This window comes from Novosphingobium sp. ERW19 (assembly GCF_012641315.1).
Taxonomy (GTDB): Bacteria; Pseudomonadota; Alphaproteobacteria; order Sphingomonadales; family Sphingomonadaceae; genus Novosphingobium.
Genome location: NZ_JABAIC010000001.1, coordinates 288381 through 311895, shown reverse-complemented (window position 1 = coordinate 311895; position 23515 = coordinate 288381). Strand labels below are relative to the sequence as shown.

The following is a 23515-nucleotide window of genomic DNA, read 5'->3' as shown; positions in this document are numbered from 1 at the left end:
TCAATTGTATTCGATGACAGCGTCGCGCCGCAGGTCGCGTAGATAGGTCTGCGCACGCTTGTTCACGCGATCGTCTTCCATCTGCGCCATCATCTCGTCGAAATTGGGGCCGCTGGCGACCTGCGGATCATCGCGACCGCAGAGCATCAGCACACGAACACCCTCGTCGATCGAGCCAAACGGCGGTGTTGTCTGCCCGACCTGAAGGTTCAGCAAGGTATCCTGTAGCTGCGCCGGCAGATCGCGTGCCTTGATCTGATCGTTGGCGACAACAGTGGCGCCGATCTTGGTGGCTTGCACTTCGGCATCGCCGCAGCCCTTGATCGCTTTCACGGTTGCAGCAAACTCTGCGGCGCGCTTGGTCGCCTGATCGTTTGAGGTGCCCTTGGCAAATTCGATCGAAATCTGCTTGAGGCTCAGCAGGGCGTCACGCGGGTCGGCAGTAAGGACCTGGCGCTTGTCGATCAGGTAGAGGATGGAGAACCCACCACGGATTTCAACAGGGCCGGCAAGTTGCCCGGGAGCCATTGACCCCGCAGCCGTCGCAAGTTCGGTCGGCAACTGGCCAAGGCGGATCCAGCCGAGATCGCCGCCCACCGAAGCGGTCGAAGCTTCCGAGTACTGCCGGGCGTAGGCGACGAAACTGCCTCCCTGCTTCAGTTGCTCGACGATTTTCTCTGCGTTTGCAAAGACCTGAGCCTTGTTCTCATCGGTTGCGGCGAGGAAGATTTCGCCGATCCGGTATTCGTCGGTGCCCTTCGAGGCCTGGAGGCGCTGGATGGCTTCCTGCACTTCGCCTTCCGAGATGTTGACGAACGGCTGCACGTTGCGTCGCAGCAGGTTCTGCCATGCGATTTCACCGCGGATCTGGCGCTTGAGCGAAGCTGCAGACGAGCCGATACGTGCGAGATACTTTTCCATCGCTTCGGGAGACTGGCCGAAGTTCTGCGTGGCCACGCGCTCATAAGTCGATTCCACCTGCGCGTCGTCGGCCGGTACGTCGGCAGCCTTGGCTTCCTGAATCTGAAGCGTTTCGTCGATCAGGTTGCGCAACACCTGCATGCGCAGGCGTTCGGTTTCTTCTGCGCTGATCTTGCCGCCATTGGCCGACACGATCAGGGCCAGACGCTGTTCCACGTCGGTGCCGGTCACGATCTCGCCATTGATGATGGCAGTCGCGCGACGGACGTTAGGATCGTTCGTTCCGAACATGGTCGGATTGGCCGGAATGTTGAGAGGCGCATTTGCTCCCTGCGCCAGAACCGGCGAGGCGGCGATCGAAAGCGCACCGAGCGCCATGGCGGTGGAACCCAGCGTGCGCGAAACCGCCTTGCGGGTGATCTTCAGCTTGGACGTCATGGTCTTGGAATTTGTCCTGTCGAACTGGCGCTCGTACGGCGGCCTTCTGCTATGATCTCTCTCTGGCCGCGGGCGGCTTAACCCAAGCTGAGTGGCGCATCAGACGCAAAAGGGCAATAGAAGAGGCTATTTCACCCCGAGGTTCTTGAGCGAAAGGGAAATCTGGAAGGAGTTGCCGCGCACCGCGTCACCAATGTTCACATAGTCACGCCGCCATGTGAAGGAGAGGTCGAGGCAATCGTCGGTGTAGGCCACGCCAAGACGATGCCGCAGCATCTGGAAACCATCTGACGTGCGGGTCGGGTCTTCGTTGCGGTCCGTCAGGTTGACGATTGCCGAGCCGAATACGGAAAACGCATTGGTAATGGGCGTGCGGGCAGCGATGCGCAGTTCCTCGCGGTCCTGCAGATCCTCGAATGCGGTGGCAATGTTGCGGTTCAGCTTGAGATAACCCGCCTCGATATAGCGGCGATGGTTCCCTATCGTCGCGTCAAACTCGTTCCGGCGAAGCGCGAAGCTGTCCTTGTCGAGCCGGAAGCGGTGCGTGAACTTGATGACGTCGCCGAACCGGACGGTTGTGCGGCCGACATAGTCCGAGGCGCGATTGGTCAACCCGGTGCCGTCGGGCAGGATGGTCGCTTGGCTCGACAGACGATAACTTTGGCCGATCGTTGTCATTACGCGAAGGCCTGGACGCTGAAACGTCCAATCGAAGCCGTAAGTGAAACGCACTCCGTCTTCGATACGGTCGTGACCCGGGAAGCGGTTCAGGGCGAAAAGGTTGGTGTCTTCCAGATCGACCGAGCGCGAATCCTCGTTCGGGATTTCGAAGTTGCGAACGCCCGGAGTCGCCACGACTTGCAGGCGCGGCGTCAGCACTTGCGTGCCGCCGAATGCGTCGCCCACGAAAGGCCACTTCACGTCCACGGCTGCCGTGGCGATGGCGCGAGTCTGCCAGCCCGGCAAGCCGCGGTAGATGGCTGTCGTGGTAAGGTCATTGTCTGAACTGTGATAGGCATCCCCGCGCACGAGGCCGGTGAGTGTCACTTCCTGACCCATGCCGGTTATCGTGCGGAGATCCCACTGCGCGCGGGCAAAAGCGCGCTGGCTGTCCTGTCCCGCAGTGCGGACGATGGCCAGGCTGTTGGCCTCCAGTTCGAACCGGCCCGGCACGCCATCGAATGCCATGCGCTTGCGATAGTCGATCGCCGGCAGGGCGAGGGGCACCATGCCTTGGGGATCGTTGACGCGGACGGTCTGCGTGACCCAGCCGGCGATCGAGAGATAGCTGTTGTCGTCAATGCGCTCGAGATTCAGCGAGGAACGCAGACGGTCGTCACGGCTGATGTCGTAGCGGCGCAGGAAGGTGCGGTCTGAGGCGAAACGAGCGTTGCCGGTCAGGCTCCAGTGCGGTGAGAACTGGAGCTTGCCGTTGGCGTCGAGATAGCCGCGCCATGACTGCTGGCTGGCGTTGGCTGCGCCCGTCGACGTGCTGCCGAGCGGAATGCGCGAGCTTCGCGTCGCATAGCCGGTTACCTGAAACGCGCCGAGGTTGGTGAGGTGCCGGTACTTGGCCGTCAACATCGGTAGCGACCCGGTGTAGAACGTGCCGGTCAGCGAAAGGTCACGGTTGTCGGCGATGCGCCAGTACCAGGTCTCGCTGATTTCCGCGCCGTTTGCCGCGCCTAGGCGGAAGTCGGGAATCAGCAGGCCGGTTTCGGCACGGAAGTCCGACGTGTGGCCGAGGCCGGGCAGCGGCAGGATCGGCATGCCGAACATGCGCAGTGTGGCGCCCTTGTATTTCACGCGCTTCTGCTTGGCATCGAAGTACACGCGAGCGGCGGTGACTTCCCAGCTCGGCTTTTTCGGGCAGCCCTTGCTGTCTTCGACCGCGCATCCCGAATAGGCAGCGTTTTCGAGCGTCATGTTGCCGTATTCGTCGCGCGTCCCGCGCTCTGCGGCAAGGCGCCCGCCGGTGCGAAGGACGACCAGCAGGTCCTCGATTGCGCCGGCCTTGAACTCGTCGGTCAGCTCCACCTTGTCGGTATAGACGGTATTTCCGTCCTCATCGACGAAGCGGATGTTGCCTGTGGCGAGGATCTGCCCCGTTGTGCGATCCCAGGTGACATTATCAGCGCGGACGGTCTGCACATCGTGGCGGAGCACGACATTGCCGTCGGCAAAGACCTTTTCGGCGTTGCTGTCGTAGCGGACCTTGTCCGCCTCGAAGCGAACGACATCGTCGACCGAGGATTCGTCGCCCGCCGGCGAGGAAAGCGGCGCTTCCTGCGCGCTCGCCTGCGCACTGAGTGTAGAGAATAGCGCCAGTGCCGAGGAGGCAGCGGCCAAGCGCGCAAGGCGCAAGCGTCGATCAAGGGCTTGCGGCTGCGGCCGCCGGGCGGGTTGCATGCGCTTGCCTATCGCACCAGTGCACCCTAACTGCAATTCCACAATTTCCGCTTCCCGCCCAGCTTGCGTCGAAGTGTGACGTCCATTCCGTTCAGGAGTTCCCGATGAAGGTCGTTTTCCGCACCAGCGATGCCCCGCTTCCCCGTCTGGTCGCCCGTCTCGTGGCGCAGGATGCGCTGCCTTCCGATCTTGATGCAGTGGTGCGCGAAGGCGCTTCGGCCGCCCGGTTTGCCGGAAAGGCAGGGCAGGTATTCGAGGCCTTTGTCGCAGGCGATTCCGGCGTGAAGCGGCTGGCTCTGGCCGGGATGGGCAAGGCAGACGCCGCCGATCGCAGCGCCAGCCTCGAGAAGGCCGGCGCAGCACTGACCGCCAAGTACCTCACCTCTGGCGAGACTTCGCTTGCCATCGATTTCAGCGGTTCCGGCCTGTCCGGCGCCGAGGCGGCGTCGGTGCTGTTCGGCGCAAGGCTGCGCGGCTGGCGCCATGATGTCTATCGCACGAAACTGAGCGATGAGCAGAAGCCGTCACTGACCGAGATCGTCGCGGTCAATGCCCCGGAAGGCGCTGCAGCAACCTGGGAAATCGAATCGGCGCTTGCCGAGGGCATCGAGTTCACGCGTGAGCTCGTCGCCGAGCCCGCCAACATCATCTACCCCGAAAGCTTTGTCGAACGCGCCAAGGCGCGCCTCGAGGGCACCGGCGTCGAGATCCTCGTGCTTGGTCTCAAGGAAATGAGCGAGCTTGGCATGGGTGCGCTGCTCGGCGTGGCGCAAGGTTCGGTGCGTGAGCCGAAGTTACTGGCAATGCGCTGGAAGGGCGCAGACGTTGACAAGCCTACCGCCTTTGTCGGCAAGGGCGTGACCTTCGATACCGGCGGCATTTCGATCAAACCCGCTGGCGGCATGGAAGACATGAAGTGGGACATGGGCGGCGCTGGCGCTGTCGCTGGCACCATGCTCGCACTGGCCAAGCGCAAGGCCAAGGCCGACGTGATCGGCGTCTGCGGCCTTGTCGAGAACATGCCCGATGGCAACGCCCAACGGCCCGGCGACGTCGTCACATCGATGTCCGGCCAGACGGTCGAAGTGATCAACACCGACGCCGAGGGCCGCCTCGTGCTTTGCGACGCGCTGACCTGGGTGCAGAAGGAATACTCGCCGAAGACGATCGTCGATCTCGCCACGCTGACGGGGGCCATGATCATTTCGCTCGGTCATGAATACGGCGGCATGTTTGCCAATGACGATGACCTTGCCGCCAAACTCGATGCAGCCGGCAAGGCCTCGGGCGACAAGCTGTGGCGCTTCCCGCTCGGCCCGTCCTACGACAAGCTGATCGACAGCCCGATTGCCGACATGAAGAACGTCGGGCCCCGCTATGGCGGGTCGATCACTGCAGCGCAGTTCCTCCAGCGCTACATCGACAAGGGCGTGGCGTGGGCGCACCTTGACATCGCGGGCATGGTCTGGGCCGACAAGCCTGGCCAGACCTGGGACAAGGGCGCGACCGGCTTCGGCGTGCGCGTGCTCGACCGCTACGTTCGCGACGTGCTGGAGGCCTGAGGCTGTCCCATGCCGAAGATGCGGCGCAAAGCTGATCTTCCGACGAAGGTTTGCGCCGCATGCGGTCTCCCGTTCACATGGCGAAAGAAGTGGGAGCGGGATTGGGACAATGTGAAGTTCTGTTCCGACCGCTGCCGTAGCGGCAAGAGCAAGGTGGCTGGCTGATGCGCGTCGATTTCTACCAGTTGACCAACGACCCCGCCGAGCAGGTCCTGCCGCTGATCGCGCGCAACACATTGGGGGCGGGCGAGCGGCTGCTGGTCGTGTCGGAGGACGAGGCCCAGCTGCGCCGGGTCAGCGAGGCGTTGTGGACGCGCTTGCCCGAGACTTTTCTGGCAAACGGGCGGGCAGGGACGGCGCACGACGACCGCCAGCCTATACTGCTTTCGGACGCACCCGAAGCCGCGAACGGCGCGAAGTATCTCGCGCTGGCCGACGGCATCTGGCGCGAGGGGGAGTTCGAGCGGGTGTTCCTGCTCTTTCCGCCTGCGCGGATTGACGATGCACGCGGCTGCTGGCGCATGCTGGGTGGCCGCAAAGGCGTCGAGCGCAGGTACTGGCGGCAGGAGGGCGGCAAGTGGAAGGAGGGACCGTGAGCGGAGAGCCTTCGCTTCCATTCTCACCTCCTCAAATTGATCGTGTCACCTTCTTCAAGCGCGACGAGATCACGACAGATCTGATCTGCTGCGAGGTTGTCGTTTCCGGCCAGATCCATTTTTTCCACGAGGAATGTGCCGAATGGCGAGCACTTCTGAATAGTTTCTGTGATTTGACCGGCTTTGACGACAACTGGTTCGCAAAAGTCCAATGTCCACCCTTCGAAGCCTGCGAGACAGTTGCGTTCGTTCGTCGTTGATTCCGCCATCCTTGCACCGCAGCACAAACCTCGCTAGGGGCGCGCGCAACCAGAATCCCTATATCGCAAGGAACGCTCCCATGGCGGTTACCCGCACCTTTTCGATCATCAAGCCCGACGCTACCCGTCGCAACCTGACCGGCGCGGTCACCAAGATGCTGGAAGAAGCAGGCCTGCGCGTCGTTGCTTCGAAGCGCATCCACATGAGCCGCGAGCAGGCCGAAGGCTTCTACGCCGTTCACAAGGAACGCCCCTTCTTCAACGACCTGGTCGAGTTCATGATCTCGGGTCCGGTCGTCGTGCAGGTGCTCGAAGGCGAGAACGCCATGCAGCGCAACCGCGACATCATGGGCGCAACCAACCCTGCCAACGCCGAACCCGGCACGATCCGCAAGGAACTGGCTGAATCGATCGAAGCCAACACCGTTCATGGTTCGGACTCGGACGAGAACGCGGCGATCGAAATCGCCTACTTCTTCAAGCCGGAAGAAATCGTCGGTTGATCGGCGAAAGCCGCAGTTGATTGAAGGGCCGGGGCAGCGATGCTCCGGCCTTTTTCGTGGGTGCGATACCGACCTTCGGTCAATGTTGCGCGGATGCAACGCTTCGTTGCAAATCACATGTTATCCGACATAACCATAATTGTAAGCGGGGCATACAAGGCGTAGGCATCCTTTTGTTCCAACACGAGAACGCTGAGGCCTTTGGTCTCTTCAGGGAGGATACCTGATGTTCACAACCCGCGCTTCCGCGCGCCTGCTGGCGCGCACCAGTCTGTTCGCCGCAGCGGCATTTGCCCTTTCGCAACCCGTTCTCGCGCAGGACGCCGCTCAGGATGCGGCCTCGTCCGAAGATGGCGGCGAAATCATCGTGACCGCGCAAAAGCGTGCGCAGTCGCTTTCCGACGTCTCGCTTTCGGTTGCCGCTGTCGGTACCGAGCAACTGGCCGCCAACAACACCGTCAACCTCGAAGGCCTGCAAGCGCTGGTGCCTTCGATCAGCTTCGGCAACGACTTCAACTTCGCCAAGCTGTTCATCCGCGGCATCGGCCTGTCGAGCTCGCTGCCGGGCGTTGACCCGTCGGTCGCGCTCCATGTGGACGGCGTTGTCGTCGGCCTCGCGCAAGCGCAGCTCGGCTCGATGTTCGATCTCGAACGCGTCGAAGTTTTGCGCGGGCCGCAGGGTACTCTTTATGGCCGCAATGCCACCGGCGGCGCGGTGAACCTGATCACCGCCAAGCCGACCGACAAGCTCGACGGCTACGTTCGTCAGACCCTCGGTGGCGATGCCTTCCTCGTCCAGACCGATGCCGCGATTGGCGGTCCGATCACCGAAGGCGTGCGTGCGCGCGTCGCCGTCCAGCGCATCAAGCGCGATGGCTTCGGCATCAACGAATTCACCGGCAACGAGATCGACAACGCCAACCAGTGGTCGGTGCGCGGTCACCTGCAGTTCCTGCCGACCGACAAGCTTTCGATCCTGCTGACCGGCGAACTGCACACCGAGAACGATCGCTCGCTGGCCGTGAAGTTCCGCGAAGTTTCGTTCCCCGGCACTCAGGTCGCCAGCCTTACGGCGCTCGGTCAGCGCACCAACGCTGATGGCAGCGCCGCGTCGTTTGCCAAGAACGTCCGCAACCTCAACACGAACTACGACCCGATCAACGATCGCAAGCAGTATGCCTTCACCGGCATCATGGACTACGCAGCGTCCGACACGGTCGCGCTCAAGTCGCTGACCAGCTATCGCAACTTCCGCGCGATCTTCTTCCACGACTTCGACATGTCGTCATACGCCGGCTACCCGCTGGCGCAGACCAACGCCGTGCGCACCAGCGCCAATCACTGGCAGCCGGTGTTCGAAAACCAGTTCAGCCAGGAACTGCAGCTCAACGTCGACACCGACAAACTGCATGCAGTCTTCGCCGGCTTCTACCTGAAGGAAGACATCCGCGTCGAGAACCACATCGGTTTTGACGTGCTGAGGAACACCGATCCGTTCCGCGTGCAGTTCGACGGCAAGCTCGATGTCGAGACATGGGCAGTGTTCGGCAACGTGACCTACGACCTGACCGAACAGCTCTCGCTCAAGGCTGGTGGCCGCTACTCGTGGGAAAAGCGCAAGATCAAGAACAACAGCGGGATCGGCACCGCAGCGACCGGCTTCGTGCTCGATCCGCTGCAGTGGGATACCTCGAAGACCTGGGATGACTTCTCGCCCTCGCTCGGTGTCGAGTTCCGCCCGAATGACGATGTGATGGCCTATTTCAACTGGTCGCGCGGCTTCAAGTCCGGCACTGCCGAAATCGGTTCGCGCCGTTCGGCAGCAGCGGTCACGCCGTTCGTGAACCCGGAGAAGGTCGAGGCTTTCGAAGGCGGCATCAAGTATAGCGCCGGCTCGCTGCAGACCAATCTTGCCGTGTTCTACCAGAAGCTAAAGAACGGTCAGTTCCAGCGGACCTTCCCGATCCCGAACCCGCCGTTCTTCGCCAGCGCGCTCGAAAACGCGGCGGAATCGCGGGCCTATGGTGCTGAGTTCGAACTTCGCTGGCGCCCGATCGACGGCCTCGCCATCGATGCTTCGGCAGCGTACCTCAACTCCAAGTTCACCAAGTTCTTCTCGAAGAACCCGCTGAACGCGGCGCTGTTCGGCCCTGGCGGCGCTTCGCTGCCTGACGAAGACCTGTCGGGCAACGCCACCCGCATGAGCCCGAAGTGGACGCTGAACTTCAACCCGACCTACACGGCTGACCTTTCGAGCGGTGCCAGCGTGGTGTTCGGTACGAACGTGTCTTACCGTTCGAAGCAGTACCACACCGAGTTCAACGACGATCGCATGGCCGCCGACGGATATGTGATGGTCGATGCCAACGTGAAGTACCGCCACTCGGACGACCGGACTTCGGTCAACCTGTGGGTGCGCAACCTGACCAACGAACTGGTCTGGGCGGGCAGCTACGCGGTGGCCACCAGCCGCACGATCGGTGGCACGCTGATGCCGCCGCGGACATATGGCATTACGCTCGGCTACGAATTCTGAGCCATCGCTCAGGCAAAATGACAAGAGGCCGCCGGTTCACTCCGGCGGCCTTTTTGTTAAGGTCATGCGCCAGAGGAGACCTGAAGAATGCAGGGCATGGGTGGGGGCGATTGTCCCTTCGAATTCAACTTCGATGCGGCGACATTCAAGGTTGGCGACACGGTCAGCTATCGCATCGTCTGTAGCCCGATGTTCGAGGACATGCCTTTTGCGGCAGAACTCGTCGAAGTGCACGAAGACCACGTGATCATCGCCGGAGACCCCAACGATTCAACGGTGCGCTATCGTGGCACGCGGGAAAGCAGGCCGCAGGTGCAGGCCAGCGAGATCTAGGCTGTTAAGGCCTGTTCCGCACGATACCACTGGGTCAGGCCCCACGCGATTCCGGCTATTGCAAGCAGGCCGAGCAGAATCGACATCGAGTAGCCGAAACCAGTCGCAAGCAGGGCTGCGGCAACCAGTGCGGCCGTTGAGCACCCGAGGTCCCACCCGCCCTCTGTCGCCATGTTGAAGCGCAAGGTGCATTGCGAGCGCTGTGCCATGGCATAGAGCGGCGAGAGCATGGCCGTTGCCAGCATCGGCGCGGCCAGCGCCCCGAGCGCCGTGGCAACAAGCGCGGGCAGGGGAGAGGTCCACGCCAGAGCCTTGAGCACCAGAACCGCAGCACCTAGGCCATAGGCGAGCGCAAGCGAATGCGTACCGCGCCCGCCGTCGATCAGCCGGCCGATGATCAGGCTGCCTGCCGCTGCGCCCAGCCCCGCCAGTGCCAGCGCGCCGCCAAAGTTTTCAAAGCTCTGTCCCAGAGTTACGAACAGCGCGAGGTTCCAGACCACGACCGAGCAGCCCGATTGCAGCCCCTCGGCAAAGTATATGCGACGCCCTGCGCTGACGATCGCGGGATTTGCACGGCTTTCGCGGGGGATCGCCGGATTGGGGGCGCCGGCCAGCGGCAGGCCCGCAAGAAGTTGCATCGTCGCGATAACGGCAAAGCCGATGACCGGCCCCGCGCCGGAAAGCAGAAAGCCTCCCGCAACTGGGGCAACGATTCCCACTGCGGCGGTGGTCGCCTGTTGGATCGACACCTGCCGACCCAACGCGGCGTTGTCGCCAGCGGCCGAGACATAGGCGTGATAACCGGTCCAGTAGAGCACGCTGCCGAGCCCCGAGACGAGGATATACGCCAGCAGCAGTCCCGTACCCTCGACGAACGGCAGCATCAGGAACGAGGCAGCGCGAACGCCGCAGCCTAGCAGCAGCACAGCGCGCAGTCCGTGCGCATGGGCGATGGGCAGCACTGCCGCTCGCAAGGCGAAGCGTGAGATCAGCACAAGAGCGAAGCTGGCCAGCGCAAGCGCCGGACTTAGCCCCTGCTTGACCAGAAAGCCGACCACGAACAGCCCGCCGCTTGCCTCAACAAACGATTGCAGGCCGGTGTGTGCGTAGATGCGGTGGATAGCCGTGAGCTGCATGGCGCTCTTTAGAACTCCAGCATTGCGGCGAGCCGCTTGGGCGCCACGGCAGCCCAGCTGCGGCGAAGCCAGTCGGCGGCGTGCTCCCAATCGACATCGGGCCGGTTGAGGATCAGCCCCGCCCAGCCGCTTGCACCGTAGTAGGCGGGCCGGAACCAGGTGCCCTCGTCCTGCTCGATCAGGGCGGCCAGTTCATCCTGTCCGCTGGTCTTCACCAGCAAAGCAATGTGCGGGGTGCCGTGGTGCTGATCGTTGAAATAGGCGAAGTATTTGCCGCCCACGCGCCAGCCGGGGGCACCGTGGCTTTCACGCTCTTCAACATCGGGAAGGGCAGCAGCGAGGCCGCGCACCTTCTCGAGTAACCATTCGGCGCTGTTCTCGCGCGCAACATAGCTGGACAGCGTGCGCGAATAGAGCTGGTGCTCGGCGAACAGGACGCGAGCGGCGAGACTGTCACCCGTATCGCCGGGGATGATCGCTACCGGCGTCTGGCCAAGGATCGGGCCATCGTCGAGTTCGGCTGTCACGAGATGCACGGTGCAGCCGCCGTGGCTGTCGCCAGCCTCTATCGCGCGATCGTGGGTGTGCAGACCCTTGTACTTGGGCAGCAGCGAAGGGTGGATGTTGAGCATCCGGCCTTCCCAGCGTCCGACGAACTCAGGGCTCAGGATGCGCATGTAGCCGGCCAGAGCGATATAGCGCGCCCCGGCCTTTACCACCTCGGCCTCCATCATCGCGTCGTGGTCTGGCCGGTGAATGCCCTTGTGCGGCAGGCAGAACGTCGCCACGCCTTCGGCTTCGGCAAGCTTCAGGCCCGAAGCATCCGGATTGTTCGATAGAACAAGGACGATCTCATAAGGACAGTCCGCCGCACGGCTTGCATAGAGCAGCGCGGCCATGTTGGTGCCGCTGCCCGAAATGAAGACGGCGACGGGGACCCGGTCAGCCAATGTGGGTGGCTTCCCATGCCTCGCGGGCGGACCACGTCTCGACGCTGCCGGTGACGGTGCAGCCTTTTTCGCCCGCGATGATCGTGCCCACGCGATAGACGGTCTCGCCCGCTGCAGCGAGATCGGCGGCGAGCGAATCGGCCTCGGCCGCTTCCACCGCCAGGATCATGCCGATGCCGCAATTGAAGGTGCGGGCCATTTCCTCAGGCTCGATGTTGCCTTGGGCCTGGAGGAACGCCATCAGGCGGCTCTGCTCCCAGCTGTCGGCATCGATGCGCGCATGCAGGCCTTGCGGTAGGACACGGGGCACGTTCTCTAGCAGGCCGCCGCCGGTGATGTGGGCGAGTGCGTTGATGCGGCCCGAGCGGATGAACGGCAGCAGGCTCTTCACATAGATGCGGGTCGGCTCGATCAGGTAGTCGATCAGCAGGCGTTCGTTGTCGAACAGGGCAGGGCGGTCCAGTTTCCAGCCCTTGTCCGCAGCAAGGCGGCGCACCAGCGAGTAACCGTTCGAATGCACGCCGGAAGAGGCGAGGCCGAGCAGCGCGTTGCCTTCGGCCACGCGGTCACCGGTCAGCTGTTCGCCACGCTCGACCGCGCCAACGCAGAAGCCGGCGAGATCGTAGTCACCATCGGCGTACATGCCGGGCATTTCCGCGGTTTCGCCACCGATCAGGGCGCATCCGGCCTGCTTGCAGCCCTCGGCAATGCCGGCGACCACGCGCTCGGCCACGCCATTGTCCAGACGGCCGGTCGCAAAGTAATCGAGGAAGAAGAGCGGTTCGGCGCCCTGCACGATCAGGTCGTTCACGCACATGGCGACAAGGTCGATGCCGATCTTGTCATGCCGGTCATGATCGATCGCCAGCTTGACCTTGGTGCCGACCCCGTCGTTGCCGGCGACAAGAAGGGGATCCTTGTAGCCTGCCGCCTTGAGGTCGAAGAAGCCGCCAAAGCCGCCGAGCTCCGCATCCGCGCCGGGACGGGCGGTTGACTTCGCCAAGGGGCCAATGGCCTTCACCAGCGCATTGCCAGCGGCGATGTTCACGCCAGCCTTGGCGTAGCTATAGCTCTCGGGCTTTTCCTGCTTGTCGCTCATGGTGCGCGCGCCTAGCGCTTTCCTGCTTGGATTTCCACTTTCGTTTCGGCAAAAGCGGGCATCCAGTTACGGAATTCGAATTCCGTGTGCGTTAGTGGCCGGTCCTTCCGTCCATGACTGGTTTCGGAGTTCCCTTGGTCGCACTGCATTTGCCATTTGAAAAAGCGAAAAACCGCAAGGCATTGATGCTGGGCATTGCCCTGATCGCTGGCCTCGGCGGGGCAGCGCTTGTCGCACAGATCGAGGGCGATCGCGGCGTTCCGCCAATTGCCAGCAACGGCGATTACGAAGTGCGCGGCATCGAGGTAAACGTCTCCGGAGACAATGCCGAGGACGCCCGCAACAATGGTTGGCGCGAAGCACAGCGCAAGGCCTGGGCCAAACTCTGGGAGAGCAATGGCAGTGGCGGTGCTGCGCCGGGGCTCGACGATTCGACAATCGAATCGATGGTTTCCGCCGTCGTGGTCGAAAGCGAACAGATTGGTCCGCGGCGTTACATCGCCCGTCTTGGCGTGATCTTTGACCGCGCCCGCACTGGCGAGCGACTGGGCATGACCGGGGTCAAGGCGCGTTCGGCGCCGTTGCTGGTCGTGCCCGTGCTCTATCAGGGCGGGGTTGCGACCGTATTCGAAACGCGCACACCGTGGCAGAAGGCCTGGGCGGAGTACCGGACGGGCAACAGCGCCATCGACTATGTCCGACCGGCAGGGGCCGGATCCGATTCGCTCCTGTTGACGGCCGGCCAGCTTGATCGCCGCAGCCGTAACTGGTGGCGACTGATCCTTGACGAGTTCGGGGCATCCGACGTCATCATCCCTATTGCCCGGCTTGATCGGCAGTTCCCGGGCGGCCCTGTCACCGGTACGTTCACGGCGCGCTTCGGCCCGGACAACCGCTTTCTCGGCAGTTTCTCGCTTACCGCGCGGAGCGAAGCCGAAGTGCCGAAGATGCTGGAAGATGCCATCGGCCGGCTCGACGGCATTTATACGCAGGCGCTTGTCGCCGGCATTCTCAAGCCCGATCCCACGCTCAACATGGCTGCCGAGATCGATCCGAAGCTGATTGAACAGACCTTGGCGACGGCAGGGCCTGTAGCTGTGTCAACGAGCGTAGACGGACCAGCGGCAACGCCGATCGCTGCACCCACGCCCACCACCGCAGCGGCGGTTTCGACCTTCACGATCCAGTTTGCCACGGCTGACGGCCCGGCTGTCGACGCCGGCATGTCGGCAGTGCGGAGCGTTCCGGGGGTAAAAAGCGCGGTTTCAAGCTCGATTGCCATTGGTGGCACCTCGGTCATGCGCGTCACCTATACCGGTGAAATCGAAGCCTTGGCTGCGGCACTGCGCGCACAAGGCTGGCGTGTCACCGTGGGCGCAGGCGCGCTTTCGATTCGCAAGTAACCACAATCGCGGTCCGGGCGTATAACTCGCAGATGTCGTCGCAGATTGCCCTTCCGCTGTTAACGGCTCGTAGTGCCGAGACTGTGGTCATGGGGCCAAGTCTGGAGCCCGTCATCGACGCGCTGCAGTCGGTCGATAGCTGGCCGTTCAGAACAGCGATTCTCGTCGGTCCACCGCGTTCGGGCAAGAGCCTGCTGGCCCGCTGGTTTGCGGAATCCGGTGCGGGGGAGGTCATTGACGGCGCCGATTCGCGGCCAGAACACGAAGTGTTCCATCAATGGAACCGCTCGCAAGCGTCAGGCCGTCCATTGCTGCTGGTCAGCGATCGCGCGCGCGGGGAGTGGAAGGTTTCTCTGCCCGACCTTGCCTCGCGTCTGGGCTCGGCCTTGCTGATCGAAATCGGCGCACCGGATGACGAGCTGGTGGCAGGCCTAATCGTGGAACATTCCGCGCGGCGAGGGCTTGTTCTGGGCGAACAGGCGATTGCCTACCTCTTGCCCAGAGTGGAACGCACGCACGCAGAAATCGAGTTGCTGATTGAAACTCTTGACCGTCTGTCTCTTGAGCGTAAATCACCCGTCACCATATCACTGGTCCGCGACGCGCTTGCCGAGCGGACAGGGGAATTCCAGCCGCGCTTGCTTTAAGCGCCTGAAAGAGAGAGAATCAGGGCATGTTCAACGGCCTGATCGCCTATCTGGACTCGATCCGCTCGCGCGATCCAGCGCCCCGTTCGCGCTGGGAGATTCTTCTCTACCCAGGCCTGTGGGCAGTCGGTTTCCACCGAATCGCGCATTGGCTGTTCGAGGCTGAGCTGTTTTTCCTCGCTCGTCTGGTGAACCATTTCTCACGCTTCGTGACCGCGATCGACATCCATCCGGGCGCCAAGATCGGCAAGCACCTTTTTATCGACCACGGTTTCACCGTTATCGGCGAGACGGCCGAGATTGGTGACAATGTCACCATCTACCAGTGCGTCACACTCGGCGGCACAAACCCTGCCAATGGCGTCCCCGGAAAGCGTCACCCGACGTTGAGCGACAATGCGATCATCGGTTCGGGCGCTCAGATCCTCGGGCCGATCACGGTCGGTCCCCGCGCGCGGGTAGGGGCAAACGCCGTTGTGACCGACGATGTGCCCGAAGGCGCCACGATGGTCGGGCTGAAAGCTCGCTCTACCCTGGTTCCTGCTGAAACCTGGCTCAAGGAATTCATTCCTTACGGCACCCCGTGCAAGGAGCCGTGCGAACCCAATGGCGGTACGCGGGTCGATGAACTTGAAGCCGAAGTGGCAGCCCTCAAGGCACAGGTCGCGGCGCTTGTCGCTGCTCAGACAGGTGGTGACGATACTTCGCCCGCGCCTACCCCGACGACGGTCGGCAGAAGGAACCGCAGCTGAGCGTGAACGGCCCTGATGCCGGGACGTCCGGCACCGTCGTCCCATTCCCGAACGCGCGTGCGATCCAGCAAGTCGGTTTCGAACGGCCGGAACTGCTGAAGATCCTCGATCTCTACGGCCGGATGGTCGCAGCCGGGCTCTGGCGCGATTATGCGATGGACTTTGGCAAGGAAGCAGCTGTCTTCGCAGCATTCAAGCGAACAGCGGAACGCCCGACAGCGCGGATCGAGAAACGCCCGTCGTTGCGCAGCAAACAGGGCATGTGGGCGCTGTTCGGAGAAGCCGGGCAAGTCCTCAAGCGCGGCCATGACCTGGCGGGCGTCCTGTCTCCGCTTGAACGCCGGTTGATGAAGATCGTCGAAGACTAGCTCTTCGGCTTGATCAGGAAGTTCATCCAGCAGCTTGCCAGAGGCTTGTTCCGGTCTGCCTGCCACGCTTCGGCGCGCACATTGGCAATGCGTCTTCCCGCGCGGATCACCTCACCGCGCGCGAAGGTTTCCACCGTCACCCCGCCCCGCAGGTATTCGACGGAAATGTTCACGGGCTTGATTCGCGTCTTCGCGTCCTCTTCGCCGAGATGGGCGTGAAGAGCCATGATCGCCGCGATTTCCATCATGCCTGCGATAGCGCCGCCGTGAAGGAACCCGGGACGACCCATGGCGCGATCGGAAAAATCCATTGCCAGAAGCGGGGCACCGTCCAGCATGCCCGCAATCCGCATGCCCATCGATCGCGCGTAGGGCGGCAGACGCTCGGACAGGAGCTCGCTGGACTCGCTCACTTCGCTTCTCCTGGTGAACGTGCCCACCCGTCCGCTTCAACCTGAATGAAGATGCCCGCGGCGTGCGCTACGGGGTCGGTGATGTCGCCGTCGTGGGCAATGCCTCGGACGAAGGCCATCGACTTCTTCAACTGGTAGCACTCTGCCCAGGCAACGATCATCTTGCCCGGCGCCGCGGCGCGGACATAGTCGACGCGCAGGTCCAGCGTCACTTGCGGGCGAAAGCCACCGCGCAGCGCCCAGACCGACATCGACGTGGCATTGTCGAGCAGGCTGATTATCGGTCCGGACGCCAGGACGCCCGTCTCGGGATCGCCGACCAGGTCTTCGCGCCAGGGCAGGCCCAGCTCGACCCAATTGTCCCCATGGGCGCGATATTGCATGCCGATAAAGCCGGTGTGCCCGTGCCGCATCATGAACTTGCCGAACTGCGACGGGTTGAAATCCATGCCCGGCGGGATCGCGGGCCTTCCTCCGGTGCTTTCTGGCGTTGTATCCATGGCGAATTCCCTGCCGCAGCTATGGAGGGATTACAAGCGTATTAAGTGGGCGATTAAAATGCACTTCCGGCGAGCGCGTCGATGGCACCCTGCAGAATAAGCGCTGCGGCGTGCGAATCGATGCGCTCCGCCCGTTTGGCCCGGCTGAAGTCCTGCTCGATCATCGCCCGCTCGGCGGCTTGCGTCGTCCACCGCTCGTCCCACAGAAGGATCGGCAGCCCCAGGTCTTCGAGGTTGCGAGCGATAGCCCTTGCTCCCTGTGACCTCGGGCTTTCGGATCCATCCATGTTGAGCGGCAGGCCGATAACGAGCCCTACGACACCGCGTTCTTCGATCAGCGCTTGCAGCTTCGCCTTGTCAGCGGTGAATTTGCCGCGCTGAAGCGTCTTGCCAGCCGTGGCGAAGCGCCAGTCGCGGTCGCACAGGGCGATTCCGATGGTCTTGGTGCCGGTGTCCAGCCCCATCAGCACGCCGCCTTCAGGCAGCTCGTCTCGCATGATCAGGGCCGACTGGGTGATCACCTGGCTGCGCCCCCGTGCAGTTTTTCCCATGCCGCCGCACGCCGCGCGACATCGGCGCGCAGGTTCGCCCAGAACAACGGTATGTCGTAAACGTGATAATTGTTGCCCGGAAGAACGAAGGGCCCGAGATCGGGCGCATCCCCGATCATCAACAAGCCGGTCTTGGCATCGCAGCGGGCCGGCACGGCCTTCGGGATCAGTTCTCCGGAATCGAGATGCTCACTCGGCTTCAACGTGCCCAGATTGGCGGCCGCCGGGGCGGAGCCGCCAACGCTTCCGGTCAGCGGGTTCGTGCACAGCACGGGGCGCGCGTCCTTCTGCCTGCCGTCCAGGGCAGGCCGCGTGCGGTAGGCTTCCAGCACCAGCTCAGGATCGGCAGGCTCGGCAAAGCTGGCCCACGTCATCACGCATCCTGCTGCGTCGGCCGAAGCGCAGGCCGGAAGGCCCATCTTTGGCAGATCATGCTCGACCGATATCGGCCAGCCGATCGGATAGGCCGCGACTATGCGCGAGGCGAGGGGAGTGCCAGCAACGCGATCCTTGAGCAGGTGCATGAGGTGAAGGGCGCCCTGACTGTGCCCGGCAAGGACTATAGGCTTGTCGGCGGGCGCGTTCGCCAGGAACGCGTCGAAAGCCTGGCGCACGTCGACATATGCTGATTCGAGCGCCATCTCCCCTTCGGCCTTGTCGGTGAGGAAAGCGCCAAAAGCGGCCTGGCGGTAGCGCGGAGCCCAGACTTGCGACTGCTGGTTGAAGGCCGAAGCCATGCCCTGGACAAAGAAGGTTGCGCGCCGATTGGTGTCCGTATCGTCCAGCGGGCCGTTCCAATGCTCCCGCGCGAGATAGCTCGTCGGGTGAATGAAGAATACCGCAGCAGGTCCCTTTGCCCCGCTTGCGTTGACGCCCGTCGGGACCCACTGCGCCGGATCTTTCTGCAGCCCCGGCCGTGCGAACCACATGCTGTTTCCGGAATAGGCATCGGCCGGAAGAGGCTCGAGCCTGCCGTACGACACGCGCGGGACAAAGGCGAAGCGGGTCAGCTCATTCTGCCAGATGCTCAGCGCAAAGACCGCAGCAATCACCATCACGATCAGGAGAGCCATCAGATACAGGAACTTGCGGACCATTCTTCGTCTCAAATCTCGAGTGGGCGGATTCAGCTATCGACCCGGTTTGCAGAATTGCGTTCGGCTTGGCGTTCAAGCACGATCTTGAGCATGGCCACGATCGGATCTGCCAGCATGAGGCCGAGAATCCCGAACAGCAGCCCGAACATCAACTGTGCGCCAAGCACGAGGGCGGGGGCAAGATCGACTGTCCTCCTGGCCACCATCGGCACGATCACATTCCCGTCGACCGTCTGCACGACGATATAGACGGCGATGCAGAACAGTCCCATCTCGGTCCCGCCGGAAAAGCCGACCATGATCATCAGGGCGCCGGAAATAGGCGCGCCGATGTTGGGCAGGAATGCCAGAAGTCCGGTCAGCAAACCCAGTAGAGCGGCCATCGGAACGCCCCACCACGCGAGCAGGGCCCAGGTGGCCACCCCTTCCACTGTCATCCCAAGCAGGCGGCCAAACAGCAGCATCCGCAGCGATTTGCCCATGCGCAGAGCCGTGGTTTCCCAATGCTCGCGGCTATCCTCCGGCAGCATCCAGGCAAAGCCCCGGCGGTAGAGGTCCGGTTCTAGTACGAAGTAGATCGACAGAATGAGGATCAGGAAGGCCGTGGTGAAGCCGTTCAGGACGCCTCCCAAGGCCCTTGTGACCTGCCCGACGCTGCCGAGAACCTGCCCCGCGATGTTCTGGAGATCGAGGTTCTGCAGGTTGACGCCATGCCCTTCCGCCCAGGCGCTCAACCTGGTGAGCTGCGTCTGGATGACCTGAGGCAATTCAGCGGCCTGCGCTGCGATCTGACCGCCGGCGAAGATCACCACCCACACCAGGAATGCCAGCGTGCCGACCAGAACAATGACGATCCTGAAGCTGCGGGGAAGCTGCGGCACCACCCGCGCGATCAGCCGCTGGCCGCCATCGATCATCGCAGCGAAGACAATGCCGCCTATGATGACCATGATCGGCTGCGCCAGCAGCACCGCCAGCGCGAACAACCCGGCGATTCCCAGCCAGACAGCGGCTTTCTTTGCCTCTCGGCGCACCAGATTGTCGGTGATGTCGGTCGGGCCGGCCGTCGCGGTGGCTTCGCATTCATCCATTTGCTTCACCGCTTGTCTGGGCCGTCCGTCACCAAGGGTTGTCGACGGATTTCCGGCCGCAGTCTGGTCCAGGCGCGATCTTTGCGCAAGGCGGACCACCAGGTCCACGGGTTCCAGCCTTCGCTGCCGTCGAGCGAAAAGGTAACGAACTCGGCGCGACCGCCGACATTGGCCAGCGGCACCGGTCCACCAAGACCACGTTCTTCGATCGGGGCGCGGCTGTCGGCCGAATGATCGCGGTTGTCGCCCATCAGGAAGACATGTCCCGGCGGAACCAGCGTTTCCTGATAGTTGTCGAGCACCTGGTCCATGTGGTCGATGATCACATAGCTGGCCCCGTTGGGCAGGGTCTCGCGGAAGGCCGGCAGCTCGAACACTTCGCGGCCGTCATCCAGACGGGTCCGGTAGCGCTCGAACATGTCGTAGCAAGGGGCGCCGTCGCATGACAGCTGCGGGTCGGCAGGGATCTGCACTGGCGGCTCTGCTTGCTGCGGCACGAGTTTGCCGTTCAGGATGATCTGTCCGTGGATCACTGCGATCCGGTCCCCGGGAAGAGCGACCACCCGCTTGATGTAGTCTTCGTCCCTGTCGGGTGGCACGGCAATCACGATGTCGCCGTATTCCGGGGTCCTGGGCAGCAAGCGCTCCGACCCCCGAGGCAAGATGTGGAAGGATGCCGAAACCCAGGACCAGCCATAGGGGTATTTGGCAACGATCAGCCGGTCGCCCACCAGAAGGTTGGGCATCATCGAGATCGAGGGAATGTAGAACGGCTTGGCAATCAGGCTGTGAAACGTCACGACCGCCAGCAGCATCAGTAAAAGACCGCGGATCTCTGCCCACCAATCCACGCCACCGGGGGGCGGCGGTGGTGGCGAAAGGTCTTGCTGCGGCTGGTCGGAAGTTTCGGCGGTCAAACTGTGGACTTTTCTGCCAAGGGGCGGGCCTCGATGACCACGAAGGCCTGAGCCCACGGGTGGTCGTCGGTCAAGGTGAGGTGAACTATCGCCTCGTAACCATTGGGCGTTATTGCGGCAAGGCGAGCTGCAGCCCCGCCTGTCAACGCAAGCGTCGGCGCACCCGACTTCGCGTTGACGACTCCGATGTCCTTCATGAACACACCGGCCTTGAAACCGGTCCCGACGGCTTTGGAAAACGCTTCCTTCGCGGCAAAGCGCTTGGCCAGCGTGCCAGCAACCGTGAGCGGGCGCCGTGCGGCCTTGGCTTTCTCGACTTCGGTGAACACGCGGTCGATGAAGCGGTCGCCAAACCGATCGATCGAGTTCCGGATCCGCTCGATATTACAGAGATCCGAGCCCATGCCGATGATCATGGTGCGGCCGTTACCGCGCTTCGTCCATCAGGTCGCGCATGCGGCGCACCGCTGCCTCGAGTCCGACGAAGATGGCTTCCCCTATCAGGTAGTGCCCGATGTTCAGCTCGGCCAGTTGCGGGATTGCGGCGATCGGCTGCACATTGTCATAGGTCAGCCCATGCCCCGCGTGGGGCTCGATGCCATTGCGTGCAGCAAGTGCCGCCATGTCCGAGATCCGCTTGAGCTCGACCGCGCGTGCCTCACCTTCGGCGTGCGCATATTCACCGGTGTGGAGCTCCACCACTGGCGCTCCAAGCTTCATGGCGGCTTCAATCTGCCGAGCCTCGGGGGCGATGAACAGGCTCACACGAATACCCGCATCGGCAAGGCGGGAGACGATCGGCGCCAGTCGATTGTGCTGGCCTGCTGCATCGAGCCCGCCTTCAGTCGTGCGCTCTTCGCGCCGTTCGGGCACGATGCATGCCGCATGCGGCCTGTGACGCAATGCAATCTCCAGCATCTCGTCCGTCGCGGCCATTTCAAGGTTCAGCGGCAGGTTGGTTGCCGACTGGATGCGCGCGATGTCCTCGTCGCGGATGTGGCGGCGGTCCTCCCGCAGGTGCGCAGTGATACCGTCACCCCCCACACTGGCCACGACCTCTGCCGCGCGCACCGGGTCTGGATGATGGCCGCCGCGCGCATTTCGGATTGTGGCGACGTGATCGATATTCACGCCAAGGCGAAGGCGGGCAGGGGCGAGGATGCTGTTCACGGCTTGGCACGGCTCCCGGGCTTCACGGCTTCCGTCGCGGCAAGTTCCGGTGGCAGTTCGTCGGGCGCATAAGTCGGGAAGTTCAACGCGACGAGCGGAAAGAAAGGTACGCCAAGATCGGCGCTGCCCGCGGATCGATCGACGAGAGCTGCAGCGGCAATGACCTGTCCGCCGGCTTCCTCAATCGCCTTGATGGCCTCGCGACTTGATAGGCCGGTGGTCACCACGTCTTCGACCATCAGCACCTTTTCGCCTGGGTTGAGCGAGAACCCGCGGCGCAGTTCGAAGGTGCCGGTCGGCCGCTCGACAAACATCGCTTCCACGCCGAGTGCACGCCCCATCTCATGGCCGATGATAACGCCGCCCATTGCCGGCGACACCACCTTCTGGATTTGCTGGCGCAATTCGCGCGGAATCTTCTGGGCAGTGGCCATTGCAAGACGCGAGGCCCGCATCGGGTCCATGAGGACGCGCGCGCATTGAAGATAATGTGCGCTGTGCCGCCCCGAAGACAGCAGGAAGTGTCCTTCGAGCAAGGCCTGGCTGGCGCGGAATTCGGAAAGGATCTCGTCTTCGAGCATCGTTCTGCCTGGAATACTGCTGCAACGCCTCGCAAATGGCCCTTGCCCGCGCCGGGAGCAACCCTTTTCGAACACCCCTGTAACAGACTGTTTCGCCATTGCCCGAATGGCCATGACAGCCTCATGAAAAATATGCGCGCTGGCGCTTGAGGCTTGGGACAACCGCGCGTATAGGCCGGTCCGATCGAGGGACTTAGAGGAGGTGCGCAAGCGCCTCCTTGATGCAGCGCAACAAGCGCGCAAACAGGGAAAAAGCGGAAACTTTGACGATGAGTCTTGCCGATACCGCCCGTTCCATGGGCAAAGCTTTCCGGACCTTTGGCGTCGCTGCCGCGCTGACTTTCGGGACCCAGGCCATGGCTGCAGCGCCTGCTGCGCCAGTTGCAGCTGAAGCTGCAGCTCCGGTCGCCGCTGCACCGGCTGCTGCCGCCAGCGACTCGGCTGCGCCTGCAGTTGCCGCCGAAGCCGCTCCGGTCGACAAGGGCTACTACACCCCCATGAAGCCGACGGCCGGAAAGGGCCAGCCGGTCGACAAGGGATGGACCTTCCAGGACCAGTATTCGCCGATCGGCGAGGAAGGCCTCTGGATGCACGACGTGATCCTCATGCCGATCATCGTTGCCATTTCGATCCTCGTGCTGGTGCTGCTGCTGGTCGTCATGGCCAAGTTCAACAAGCGCGCCAACCCGGTTGCTTCCAAGACCAGCCACAACACGCTGATCGAAGTGATCTGGACGCTGGTTCCGGTTCTCATCCTGGTCGTGATCGCGGTTCCTTCGATCCGCCTTCTTGCTCACCAGTACGATCCTGCGCCCAAGGGTGCGCTGACCGTAAAGGTGACCGGCTATCAGTGGTACTGGGGTTACACCTATCCCGACAACGGCGGCTTCGAAGTCATTTCGAACATGCTGTCGGAAGAAGACGCTCTCAAGGCAGGTGAGCCTGGTCACCTCGCGGTCGATAACCGCATGGTCGTTCCGGCGGGTGAGCCGATCCGCATCCAGACCATCGGTTCGGACGTGATCCACGCCTTTGCCGTGCCGTCGCTGTGGTTCAAGCTCGACGCTGTGCCGGGCCGCATCAATGAGAAGGTTCTCTTCATCAAGGAGCCGGGCGTTTACTACGGCCAGTGCTCCGAGCTGTGCGGCGCCCGCCACGGCTACATGCCGATCGCGGTGGAAGCCCTGCCGCGCGACAAGTTCGAGGCCTGGGTGAAGACCCAGCCCGGCGGCACCGTGGGAGCAGCTCCAGCTGCTCCTGCCGCCTGACGCGATGTTCATGC

The 23515-nt window shown here is 62.9% G+C and carries 26 protein-coding genes; 12 read left to right on the top strand and 14 right to left on the bottom strand.

Annotation, left to right across the window (positions count from 1 at the left end; translation table 11 throughout):
- A complete protein-coding gene (locus HGI46_RS01570; RefSeq protein ID WP_168902825.1) occupies positions 1-1359 on the bottom strand; it encodes a peptidylprolyl isomerase in 1359 nt (452 codons plus the stop codon).
- Between the two features lie 126 nt (positions 1360-1485).
- Entirely contained in the window at positions 1486-3768 is a 2283-nt protein-coding gene (lptD, locus tag HGI46_RS01565) for an LPS assembly protein LptD (RefSeq protein WP_168902824.1), read from the bottom strand.
- A gap of 104 nt (positions 3769-3872) precedes the next feature.
- Between lptD and HGI46_RS01560 the strand changes: the two genes are divergently transcribed.
- The 7 genes from HGI46_RS01560 (at position 3873) to HGI46_RS01530 (ending at position 9558) form a co-directional block, all read left to right on the top strand.
- Positions 3873-5330 carry a leucyl aminopeptidase gene (locus tag HGI46_RS01560; protein WP_168902823.1) on the top strand — a complete coding sequence of 486 codons (1458 nt, stop codon included), beginning with the start codon at positions 3873-3875 and terminating at the stop codon, positions 5328-5330.
- A gap of 9 nt (positions 5331-5339) precedes the next feature.
- Positions 5340-5495: a DUF2256 domain-containing protein gene (locus HGI46_RS01555; RefSeq protein WP_168902822.1), complete on the top strand. Its 156-nt coding sequence runs from the start codon at positions 5340-5342 to the stop codon at positions 5493-5495.
- Positions 5495-5926 (top strand): DNA polymerase III subunit chi, encoded by a 432-nt coding sequence (locus tag HGI46_RS01550; protein ID WP_168902821.1) that lies wholly within the window; start codon positions 5495-5497, stop codon positions 5924-5926. Before HGI46_RS01555 ends, HGI46_RS01550 begins: the two co-directional genes overlap by 1 nt.
- Positions 5923-6186 carry a hypothetical protein gene (locus tag HGI46_RS01545; RefSeq protein ID WP_118072267.1) on the top strand — a complete coding sequence of 88 codons (264 nt, stop codon included), beginning with the start codon at positions 5923-5925 and terminating at the stop codon, positions 6184-6186. Before HGI46_RS01550 ends, HGI46_RS01545 begins: the two co-directional genes overlap by 4 nt.
- 80 nt (positions 6187-6266) lie before the next feature.
- Entirely contained in the window at positions 6267-6689 is a 423-nt protein-coding gene (gene ndk, locus HGI46_RS01540; RefSeq protein ID WP_118072266.1) for a nucleoside-diphosphate kinase, read from the top strand.
- Positions 6690-6915: 226 nt separating this feature from the next.
- Positions 6916-9225: a TonB-dependent receptor gene (locus HGI46_RS01535; RefSeq protein WP_168902820.1), complete on the top strand. Its 2310-nt coding sequence runs from the start codon at positions 6916-6918 to the stop codon at positions 9223-9225.
- 87 nt (positions 9226-9312) lie between these two features.
- Complete coding sequence (locus tag HGI46_RS01530; protein WP_168902819.1) at positions 9313-9558, top strand: hypothetical protein; 246 nt, start codon at positions 9313-9315, stop codon at positions 9556-9558.
- Here HGI46_RS01530 and HGI46_RS01525 read toward each other — a convergent pair.
- From HGI46_RS01525 to purM, 3 genes are read right to left on the bottom strand one after another with little or no spacing between them, the layout of a single operon-like run.
- On the bottom strand, positions 9555-10694 hold the full coding sequence (locus HGI46_RS01525; protein ID WP_168902818.1) for an MFS transporter: 1140 nt from the start codon (positions 10692-10694) through the stop codon (positions 9555-9557). The genes HGI46_RS01530 and HGI46_RS01525 overlap by 4 nt on opposite strands.
- Positions 10695-10702: 8 nt before the next feature.
- Positions 10703-11644, bottom strand: a complete 942-nt coding sequence (purN, locus tag HGI46_RS01520; protein ID WP_168902817.1) for a phosphoribosylglycinamide formyltransferase — start codon at positions 11642-11644, stop codon at positions 10703-10705.
- A complete protein-coding gene (gene purM / locus HGI46_RS01515; RefSeq protein WP_168902816.1) occupies positions 11637-12743 on the bottom strand; it encodes a phosphoribosylformylglycinamidine cyclo-ligase in 1107 nt (368 codons plus the stop codon). Before purM ends, purN begins: the two co-directional genes overlap by 8 nt.
- Positions 12744-12928: 185 nt before the next feature.
- Here purM and HGI46_RS01510 point away from each other — a divergent pair, with 185 nt between their 5' ends.
- The 4 genes from HGI46_RS01510 to HGI46_RS01495 are packed head-to-tail and all read left to right on the top strand — an operon-like array spanning position 12929 to position 15913.
- Entirely contained in the window at positions 12929-14146 is a 1218-nt protein-coding gene (locus HGI46_RS01510; RefSeq protein WP_240946520.1) for a heavy-metal-associated domain-containing protein, read from the top strand.
- Between the two features lie 32 nt (positions 14147-14178).
- Positions 14179-14793, top strand: a complete 615-nt coding sequence (locus HGI46_RS01505) for an ATPase (protein WP_168902814.1) — start codon at positions 14179-14181, stop codon at positions 14791-14793.
- Positions 14794-14819: 26 nt separating this feature from the next.
- Positions 14820-15545, top strand: coding sequence for a serine O-acetyltransferase EpsC (gene epsC, locus HGI46_RS01500; RefSeq protein ID WP_168902813.1), 726 nt, complete (start codon positions 14820-14822; stop codon positions 15543-15545).
- Positions 15546-15547: 2 nt separating this feature from the next.
- A complete protein-coding gene (locus tag HGI46_RS01495; RefSeq protein WP_240344757.1) occupies positions 15548-15913 on the top strand; it encodes a DUF2794 domain-containing protein in 366 nt (121 codons plus the stop codon).
- On the opposite strand, the gene HGI46_RS01490 is transcribed toward HGI46_RS01495, so the two are convergent.
- The 9 genes from HGI46_RS01490 to pyrE all read right to left on the bottom strand — a co-directional run bounded on the left by HGI46_RS01490 (position 15910) and on the right by pyrE (position 22233).
- A complete protein-coding gene (locus tag HGI46_RS01490) occupies positions 15910-16272 on the bottom strand; it encodes a PaaI family thioesterase (protein WP_168903102.1) in 363 nt (120 codons plus the stop codon). The two genes, HGI46_RS01495 and HGI46_RS01490, sit on opposite strands and share 4 nt — an antisense overlap.
- Before the next feature lie 50 nt (positions 16273-16322).
- Positions 16323-16826, bottom strand: a complete 504-nt coding sequence (locus HGI46_RS01485; RefSeq protein ID WP_206065470.1) for a PaaI family thioesterase — start codon at positions 16824-16826, stop codon at positions 16323-16325.
- A 53-nt stretch (positions 16827-16879) separates the two neighbouring features.
- Positions 16880-17377: a Holliday junction resolvase RuvX gene (gene ruvX, locus HGI46_RS01480; RefSeq protein ID WP_168902812.1), complete on the bottom strand. Its 498-nt coding sequence runs from the start codon at positions 17375-17377 to the stop codon at positions 16880-16882.
- Positions 17344-18450 (bottom strand): DUF3089 domain-containing protein, encoded by a 1107-nt coding sequence (locus tag HGI46_RS01475; RefSeq protein ID WP_346766655.1) that lies wholly within the window; start codon positions 18448-18450, stop codon positions 17344-17346. The genes ruvX and HGI46_RS01475 overlap by 34 nt, the downstream gene beginning before the upstream one ends.
- Positions 18451-18503: 53 nt before the next feature.
- Positions 18504-19565 (bottom strand): AI-2E family transporter, encoded by a 1062-nt coding sequence (locus tag HGI46_RS01470; protein WP_118072254.1) that lies wholly within the window; start codon positions 19563-19565, stop codon positions 18504-18506.
- Positions 19566-19570: 5 nt separating this feature from the next.
- Positions 19571-20416: a signal peptidase I gene (gene lepB / locus HGI46_RS01465; protein ID WP_240344756.1), complete on the bottom strand. Its 846-nt coding sequence runs from the start codon at positions 20414-20416 to the stop codon at positions 19571-19573.
- 62 nt (positions 20417-20478) lie between these two features.
- The gene (acpS, locus tag HGI46_RS01460) at positions 20479-20898 is read right to left on the bottom strand and encodes a holo-ACP synthase (RefSeq protein WP_168902810.1); all 420 of its coding nucleotides are present in this window, start codon (positions 20896-20898) and stop codon (positions 20479-20481) included.
- Positions 20899-20908: 10 nt separating this feature from the next.
- Positions 20909-21652, bottom strand: coding sequence for a pyridoxine 5'-phosphate synthase (locus tag HGI46_RS01455; protein WP_118072251.1), 744 nt, complete (start codon positions 21650-21652; stop codon positions 20909-20911).
- The gene (gene pyrE / locus HGI46_RS01450) at positions 21649-22233 is read right to left on the bottom strand and encodes an orotate phosphoribosyltransferase (RefSeq protein ID WP_118072250.1); all 585 of its coding nucleotides are present in this window, start codon (positions 22231-22233) and stop codon (positions 21649-21651) included. The genes HGI46_RS01455 and pyrE overlap by 4 nt, the downstream gene beginning before the upstream one ends.
- Before the next feature lie 296 nt (positions 22234-22529).
- Between pyrE and coxB the strand changes: the two genes are divergently transcribed.
- Positions 22530-23501, top strand: coding sequence for a cytochrome c oxidase subunit II (gene coxB, locus HGI46_RS01445; RefSeq protein WP_240946518.1), 972 nt, complete (start codon positions 22530-22532; stop codon positions 23499-23501).
- Positions 23502-23515 lie beyond the last annotated feature (14 nt).